Consider the following 7,135-nt stretch of genomic DNA (forward strand, 5'->3'; position numbering starts at 1 on the left):
ATAAATGGACGTCTATACACCTATAAATGGACGTCTATACACCTTTTATTGACTTAAGATTATAACGACTATATATTGACTTTAAAAATTTAAGACTATTTATAATGCATAATTTAGTAGTTAAGGATAATGCCCTTATTGATGCTAGCTATACTTTAGGACTGGTAGAGCAAAGGCTAGTTTTACTAGCTATTGTAGGGGCGAGAGAAACTGGGTTAGGAATTGATGCAACTACGATGCTAAGAATTCATGCTAGTAGCTATATAAGTCAATTTAATGCTGATAAATCTACAGCCTATAGAGTTTTAAATGAAGCCGCTAAAAACCTATTTAATCGCTATTTTACTTACTCCGAAACAGATGCAAAAACAGGAAAACTTAAAATAGTTCAAACTAGATGGGTTTCAAAAATAGCTTATATAGAAGATGCTGCCACAGTTGAAATATGCTTTTCTCCTGATGTAGTACCCTTTGTAACTCGATTGGAAAAGAATTTTACAAGCTATGAGTTACAGCAATTAGCTGAGGTAACTAGCTTATATGCAGTGCGATTGTATGAATTATTGATACGTTGGCGTACTGTAGAAAAAACTCCCATATTTGAGCTTGAAAAATTTAGAGGGCAGCTAGGTTTAGGGGTTAATGAATATAAGGCAATGGGGGACTTTAAAAAGCGTGTTCTTGATTTAGCTGTAAAACAGATTAATGAAAAAACCGATGTAACTGTGTCTTATGAACAACATAAATCTGGACGGAGTATTACAGGCTTCTCATTTGCTTTTAAGCAAAAGAAAAAATCACTTAAAGTATTGGAAGAAAAATCCAAGCCAGCTAAAAAAACTGCTGAGCCATTAAAGAATGCGTGGAATACACCTGAAAACAGCTTGTTTAAGACGCTTTATGCCAAGTGTCCTACCCTAACCAAGGAATACGTTGAAAACCTCGCCAAAACGCAAAATAAGAGCATTCATGACCTGTTAAATATCATGTTTATGGAATACGCCAAGGTTGATTCATTCGAATTGCAGCCAAGCAGCTAAAACTGGTGAGCTATAGGCTATTATATGCGTTTATACGCGATTATCAGCGAACAACCTATTTTTAGGGTTTTTACATCTTCTATAGGCGGTTATGCGCTTTTATAGGCGATTATAGAATTTAATTGGAAGGCAAGATGTGTGTTGTAATATTACATGCAAGCATGAAATATCCCACCACCTTACCTTATTCGCTGCGCTCAACGGTTAACCCCTCACATTTCACATTAAGGTAGCTAAAATGAATCACTGTAAAACTGATGATCAGTTAAGCGATTTTGATAAAAATGCTTTAGAAGCTTGTAAAAGAATGACCACAGATGAGGCATATCAAAAGGAAGTTGCTGCTCGGGCTACTGGAGGAAAACCAAGTGATGATGAGCTACATGAGAAGCGCATGACAGATTTTTTAAATAATATGGCTGCAACATTAAATCGAATGAGCAAGGATGAGAACTATCGCCAACAAGTAGAAGCTTGGACGACCACCCCTCAAAATTAACTGACTAAATTGGTAATCCAGATTTGGGTTACATGACATCCTTCATTCGGTGCTAGCGTCCATTTTAAGCGTTCTTGTGGTCCTATATAGGATGAGCCACCTAGCATCACAGGTTGCCCAGGTTGTATGGTTTTACCATCCGATAGGATTAAAGCCTGTTGGTGATCATCCCAATAAATATCAGGGTTCATACTGACAATTAAATACAGCTCATTGGTCGCTGTTTTTGCATAAATACAGCTATCCTTAATCTCTAAAGTACCCAGTAGTGCAGCGCTATCGCCTGCTTTGCTGGTCGGTAAAGTCGCCAGTCTCGGGTGAACAGGCTTAGCGTGGGTAGATTTAATACCATCGTGTTCTACGTGTTTTTTGAGCCTTGTTTTGAACTGGTGGTTCCGGCGTACAAGCAGTAAAAAAAGTGACTAGCGGGAGAAAAGAATGGCGCAACATAGAGAAATCCACCAAACAGCATAGCAATAATACACTAGGATATTAAGCCAGTTAAAAATTGAATAATATCCAATTAAAATATGCGCTCAACTAAACAATTTTTGCCAGAAACCCTGTTTTTTCTGAACAGTTTGAGAAGTGTCCTCAACTGTTCTGTTGGACTGATCAGTACACTGTACTGGTTGTCCTGTATTTTGTTCTATGCCTTTATTTTCAATGTCCTCGGCTACTGTACTCAACTGTTCTGTTGAACTGTCCTGAACACTGTTCAGGTGTCCTATCAGTGGGATGAGCTTCTGGTTCATGCTCTGAATTAGTTCACGCTGAAATAGCTCTCTTTCCTTGGCTTCATCAAGCTGCTGGCGCAGTAATTCGTTCTCTCGTTTAAGTACGGCTAAGAGCTGGGCAGCAGTCGTGTCCTGGGATTGTTCAGCATGTTCTTGAGGTGCATCAACCGATTTGAAGGACTTGGAGCTTTTCTTGGGTTCCCCATAAACCCGGATTAACTCTGACAGATCCAGTAAGCCATCTTGGTCTTTACTTAAGATTCCCTTCTGAATAGCCTGGTACAGTGTGTTACGTGATTTTTGATATAAAGCGGCAGCCTGGCTTATCTTGAGTTTTGTGGCCATGCGCATTCCATGCCGAAGTAAATTAAAAAATGATCATAAGCGAATCGCATGAGTAGAACAATCCGGGTGAAAAACCTATTGAAATCAGGGAACTTTTTTATAAGTAATTTTAGTGGATTGCACCCATAAAAATGGGTGTTTTTTGCATTCTTTACTAAATTGTATTAACATAATTGTATTAACAAAAAGCGATACAACGATGGAAATTGAGTTTTCATGGGATGAGCATAAAGCAGAGGTAAACCTTAAAAAGCATGGCGTCGCTTTTGAAGATGCAACACTGGTTTTTTACGATGCTTATGCCGTATTTCAACAGGATCGCTTTGAAAATGGTGAATACCGCTGGCAGGCAATTGGTCTAGTTCATGGACAAACAGTTTTACTGGTTGCGCACACGGTACAAGATCATGATGGGATTGATCATATCCGCATTATTTCAGCACGACAGGCAGTGAAAAAAGAGAGGAAACAGTATGAGCAAAACCGTCAACTACAAAGTGGATTTAAATAATCCCCCTGTTTTGTCTGATGAGCAAAAAGCAAGGCTAGACGCTTTAGCCAAACGACCAGACAGTGAAATTGATTGTTCAGATATTCCAACGCTCGATGAAAGCTTTTGGAAAAATGCGGTGCAGAACCCTTTTTATAAGCCGACCAAGCAAGTGACAACCGTACGTATTGATGCAGACGTGATGCAATGGTTAAAAGCCCAAGGGAAAGGTTACCAGACCCGCATGAATAAGATCCTGCGTGATGCCATGCTCCAAGAATTAAAGAATCATTAATAAAAAATGGGAGGCTGTTGTTCCCATTTTGAGTTCGTATAACCTGTATTATATTAATTTTAGATAACATTAATAATAAGCGATAAATGATGCATAATCTAACCAGTGAGATAACAGTATGAGTTTATTGAATAGGGCATTTTTTAAAATAAGCCCTGTTAATTATTTGTTAGTATTTTTCATTATAACCTTAAGTCAATTTGCCTTGGCTAGTTCAGGCACATATCCTACTGCTGATCGTCTTGATATGTACGATGCATTAAATCTAATAGACCAAGAAAAATATGAAGATGCAAAAAATATACTCTTAAAAGAAGAAAAAAATATAACAGAAATTAGTAAGCTATGCACTATATACAATTCAATGCTCGAAATATCATCAGCTACTAATAATAATTCAGATGGAGCTAAGTATAGTGAGTTATTAAAAAAGTGTTACACCGAAGGTAGTAATCCATATGTTTTTCTGGAAGCTAGAGTCCTTTATTTTAAAGGGAATTATGATAAGACTGATCGCATTCTTAATAAGCTTTCAAAGAAAATTAGCAATGAATTATCAGAAGGGGACAGAACAGAGATTCACGATTTTATGGATAAAAACATACTTTCCTCTATATATATACTAAAAGCCTCTATTTTATTGATTAATAATGAGCCTGAAAAAGTTAAAAAAGAAGTTATTTATCTTGCAGAGCAAGCTTATGCAGTTAAAAAACTTGCTGATACTAATACATTTTTAGCTGCTATTTATCATCTTTATGGTGATACTAATCATTCGAAATCACTTATAGAAAATAGTAACGATAAAACACGGCAGTCACATGCTTTTGAAGCAGTCTTAAAATCAATTAAACAGAAAATAGACCTTGTTCCATGAACAGGAAGGATCTAAAGCCAAAAAACGTTGATAATACCATCCCTCACACATTTAACATAATGGCGATTATACGAAATTTTTAAATTTCTTTAATTATCATAAGGATAATCTCACTTTTTAAATTTCGTATAACGTGTATTATGTTAATTTTAGCGAAACTCAATAATAAAATTACTTCTTCTTAGGTTTCATACATGAAGATTTTGATAGGTTCACTGGCTGCTTTAAATTGTGTGCCTTAGCTCCCTGCTCTAAAAGATTCTGTAAACTTTTTTCAGAATTTTTAGGCTGTGATGGCGATGCTTTTTTCTGAGCTTTTACTGACTGCTCAACTTTATTTTGTTTACTTGTAGGCTTGTTTACTACGGCTGTTTTTAGAGACTTTAGCCATGAGTATGCGTGAGGATCTAACTTCAATAAATGTTCAATCATTTCATTACGTTTAGCTTTATCCATCTTAGAGATAATGCTTTTAAGATCAGCATTAATTGATTGATTTGTTGCACCTCGTTCACTAGCTTTTTCATACCACTCATGCCCAAGTGTATATTGATACGTTTCCATATAAATAGCGCCTAATAAAGTACAAGGACGATAATTATCTGGAGTTAAATTATGAGCTTTGGATGCATTATCAATGGCGACTTTAACCTTGCGAAGATCACGTCTAACTCCACCAAGAGTAGTGAAATACGCAGATAATAATTTTTTATCCTTGATACCATTAGTGGAAATTTTTTCTAAAAATTCTTCTGCTTCAGGACTTTCCTGACACTTTCTTAATTGACTGCTAGCATTAATAGCATTCCAAATGTTCTTAGTGTTCTTTGCATATTCCTGCAAATAATAATTAGCTTCTAATCGATGAAATTTATGACGAACTTTGGTACTAAAGAATTTTTTACCTATTGTATTTAACCAAACAGCCTCATCTTGAGACAGTCTTGTTTCATTTTCTAGCTTATTCAAAATTTCAGAAAGCTCTGTAGGTAATGCCCCTGATAGATATTCATTAATGTCATATTTTTTTAGTAATGCTTTTTCTTTTTGCTTTGCAATATAAACTGGATCTGACTCAAGCAGCTTTTGTTTTTCAATAGCCTCCTGTCTCAACTTCTCTTGACGAATTTTTTCCTCAGCTACTCTCTCTAATTCAACTTTATTTCTAATTTTTTTCTGAAAGTCTGGCAGAAAACCACTTAAAGATCTGAGCATATATTCATGAATATATACTTCTTCAAATTTACTTAGGCTTTGTTTTTCTTCATATTTTTTTACAATGTCTTTTAAACGGCTAGGTATTAAAAGATCTGAGTTTAATGGATCTAAAAAATACTGTTGGCACAAATTTAATAGTTTACTCTCGAAAGTATCTAAATCTTTATTAGTAACTTTTGCCTGTAACAGTAAAGCCTTTCCCTCAGTCATAATAGAAATCTTATTTGAATCAAAAAATTATCTCAGTATAAAGAAAAAATGCCTGTATCTCACTTATATTTATTTCCTATTTAACATAATGCACGTTATACGACGTCAATAATTTTTATTGATAATTATCAGTTCCTTATCCATAAAAATTCCTATCGCACACGACCAAAAATCACCCAAAACCAAAAATAGGTCAATAAGTAGGCAATTTTGGTAGCTTTTGCCATTAAATCGCTGGTTTTTTAGGCGGTGTAACGCGCCTTCACCTGCTCGGCTAACTGTTGACTACGCTGTGCAAGCTGCTGGGTATTCATTTGGTGTAGGTGACGCTGTTGGGTCTGGTATTGCTCTTGCTGATCAACCAGAACACTGTACTGCACACTGTCCTCAGGACACTGCGCAATCCTGGCTGCCAGATCAGCAATTAGAAGGCCGTAAAGTTCTCCGGTCTTATGCAAGGCAGTATCCTGTTTTTCAAAGGCAGCAAGCTCGTTTACCTCTTTCATGGGCATTTTCTCTGTTAAGACAGCATGAGAGTCCCTATCCAAGGGGACGCACAAATACACTTTTTCAGAAAATCCATGTTAGGACGCTAGAAATCTAGCTGCCTAACATGGATTCCCATTGCAGTTGCCACTTGGCGCAGCAGTGCCCTAGATGGCTTTTTTTTGGCTTCAAGACGGCTGTATTGGTCTTTACTGATCTCAAGCTGCTGAGCCAAGTGCTTTTTACGTAGACCTAAGTATTTGCGCCAGGCACGTGTAGAAGTCGATTTTTCGTCGAATACAGCGTTTACCACCTCAAGGGGTATCAGGTACTGCTTTTTTGCTTTGTGTGGCGCTAACGCGAAATGGTGCGCTTTTACGGCATGTTTTTTAGATAACTTGTGATTATTTTTCATGAGCGTAATTCCTCAAGAATACTCAGTTATTGTTCATGATGTTTAAATTATACATTGCATCAATTGCTAACTGTTCAATTGGCAGTGTTAACACTTAAGAATTTGAATTATATAATTAATTTTATTTATAGCGTTAACGGTTGAAAGTACAGTGTTATCAGCATAATTATTTGAAAATTATTAATAAATTTTAAAATAGTGTTAACGATTTTTAAGTCCTAGCGTTAACGGCTATAGCCTTAGTGCTGCAAGAGTTTTGATGTTGTAACGAGAGTTGCGTGGTGTGTGAATTAAAAGCTATGGGTCGTGTGACCTACTGCCTTCCAATTAACATGGTTTTTACTATGAAATATGTATTGAAAATCTAAAAATGCTTTTGCTTTTTGCCTTTTAAAAAGAAAAATCTCTTTTTATATTTTTAATGCTTTTAAAAGCTTTTAGACCGTGTCAAAGCTTTTAATGCCAATGCTTTTAGCTGATATAAATGGACGTCTATACACCTATAAATGGACGTCTATACACC

The 7,135-nt window shown here is 36.1% G+C and carries 9 protein-coding genes; 5 read left to right on the top strand and 4 right to left on the bottom strand.

The annotated features are described in order from the left end of the window. Positions 1–104 precede the first annotated feature (104 nt). Together repM and BKE30_RS12185 are read left to right on the top strand one after the other, a co-directional pair. Complete coding sequence (gene repM / locus BKE30_RS12180) at positions 105–1,040, top strand: replication initiation protein RepM (RefSeq protein WP_076878867.1); 936 nt, start codon at positions 105–107, stop codon at positions 1,038–1,040. A gap of 238 nt (positions 1,041–1,278) precedes the next feature. After that, the gene (locus BKE30_RS12185; RefSeq protein WP_076878868.1) at positions 1,279–1,539 is read left to right on the top strand and encodes a hypothetical protein; all 261 of its coding nucleotides are present in this window, start codon (positions 1,279–1,281) and stop codon (positions 1,537–1,539) included. Between the two features lie 536 nt (positions 1,540–2,075). On the opposite strand, the gene BKE30_RS12195 is transcribed toward BKE30_RS12185, so the two are convergent. Continuing rightward, positions 2,076–2,621, bottom strand: coding sequence for a plasmid replication DNA-binding protein (locus tag BKE30_RS12195; protein ID WP_076878870.1), 546 nt, complete (start codon positions 2,619–2,621; stop codon positions 2,076–2,078). 199 nt (positions 2,622–2,820) lie between these two features. Here BKE30_RS12195 and BKE30_RS12200 point away from each other — a divergent pair, with 199 nt between their 5' ends. The 3 genes from BKE30_RS12200 to BKE30_RS12210 all read left to right on the top strand — a co-directional run bounded on the left by BKE30_RS12200 (position 2,821) and on the right by BKE30_RS12210 (position 4,283). Further along, positions 2,821–3,132 carry a BrnT family toxin gene (locus tag BKE30_RS12200; RefSeq protein ID WP_076878871.1) on the top strand — a complete coding sequence of 104 codons (312 nt, stop codon included), beginning with the start codon at positions 2,821–2,823 and terminating at the stop codon, positions 3,130–3,132. Then, on the top strand, positions 3,095–3,406 hold the full coding sequence (locus BKE30_RS12205) for a BrnA antitoxin family protein (protein WP_076878872.1): 312 nt from the start codon (positions 3,095–3,097) through the stop codon (positions 3,404–3,406). Before BKE30_RS12200 ends, BKE30_RS12205 begins: the two co-directional genes overlap by 38 nt. Positions 3,407–3,524: 118 nt before the next feature. Then, positions 3,525–4,283, top strand: coding sequence for a hypothetical protein (locus BKE30_RS12210; protein ID WP_143253725.1), 759 nt, complete (start codon positions 3,525–3,527; stop codon positions 4,281–4,283). Between the two features lie 171 nt (positions 4,284–4,454). Here BKE30_RS12210 and BKE30_RS12215 read toward each other — a convergent pair whose 3' ends face one another. The 3 genes from BKE30_RS12215 to BKE30_RS12225 form a co-directional block, all read right to left on the bottom strand. Continuing rightward, on the bottom strand, positions 4,455–5,711 hold the full coding sequence (locus BKE30_RS12215; RefSeq protein WP_076878874.1) for a tetratricopeptide repeat protein: 1,257 nt from the start codon (positions 5,709–5,711) through the stop codon (positions 4,455–4,457). A gap of 242 nt (positions 5,712–5,953) precedes the next feature. Beyond that, positions 5,954–6,217, bottom strand: coding sequence for a hypothetical protein (locus tag BKE30_RS12220; protein WP_076878875.1), 264 nt, complete (start codon positions 6,215–6,217; stop codon positions 5,954–5,956). Positions 6,218–6,303: 86 nt separating this feature from the next. Beyond that, on the bottom strand, positions 6,304–6,612 hold the full coding sequence (locus BKE30_RS12225; protein WP_076878876.1) for a helix-turn-helix domain-containing protein: 309 nt from the start codon (positions 6,610–6,612) through the stop codon (positions 6,304–6,306). Between the last annotated feature and the right edge of the window lie 523 nt (positions 6,613–7,135).

Source organism: Alkanindiges hydrocarboniclasticus (genome assembly GCF_001982605.1).
In the GTDB taxonomy this organism is placed as follows: Bacteria; Pseudomonadota; Gammaproteobacteria; order Pseudomonadales; family Moraxellaceae; genus Alkanindiges; species Alkanindiges hydrocarboniclasticus.

Bases quoted from the DNA above. Each gene is read 5' to 3' on its own strand.
- BKE30_RS12220 (WP_076878875.1), bottom strand. From the start codon at position 6,217: ATGAAAGAGGTAAACGAGCTTGCTGCCTTTGAAAAACAGGATACTGCC.
- BKE30_RS12185 (WP_076878868.1), top strand. From the start codon at position 1,279: ATGAATCACTGTAAAACTGATGATCAGTTAAGCGATTTTGATAAAAAT.
- BKE30_RS12210 (WP_143253725.1), top strand. From the start codon at position 3,525: ATGAGTTTATTGAATAGGGCATTTTTTAAAATAAGCCCTGTTAATTAT.
- BKE30_RS12225 (WP_076878876.1), bottom strand. From the start codon at position 6,612: ATGAAAAATAATCACAAGTTATCTAAAAAACATGCCGTAAAAGCGCAC.
- BKE30_RS12195 (WP_076878870.1), bottom strand. From the start codon at position 2,621: ATGGCCACAAAACTCAAGATAAGCCAGGCTGCCGCTTTATATCAAAAA.
- BKE30_RS12205 (WP_076878872.1), top strand. From the start codon at position 3,095: ATGAGCAAAACCGTCAACTACAAAGTGGATTTAAATAATCCCCCTGTT.
- BKE30_RS12200 (WP_076878871.1), top strand. From the start codon at position 2,821: ATGGAAATTGAGTTTTCATGGGATGAGCATAAAGCAGAGGTAAACCTT.
- repM (WP_076878867.1), top strand. From the start codon at position 105: ATGCATAATTTAGTAGTTAAGGATAATGCCCTTATTGATGCTAGCTAT.
- BKE30_RS12215 (WP_076878874.1), bottom strand. From the start codon at position 5,711: ATGACTGAGGGAAAGGCTTTACTGTTACAGGCAAAAGTTACTAATAAA.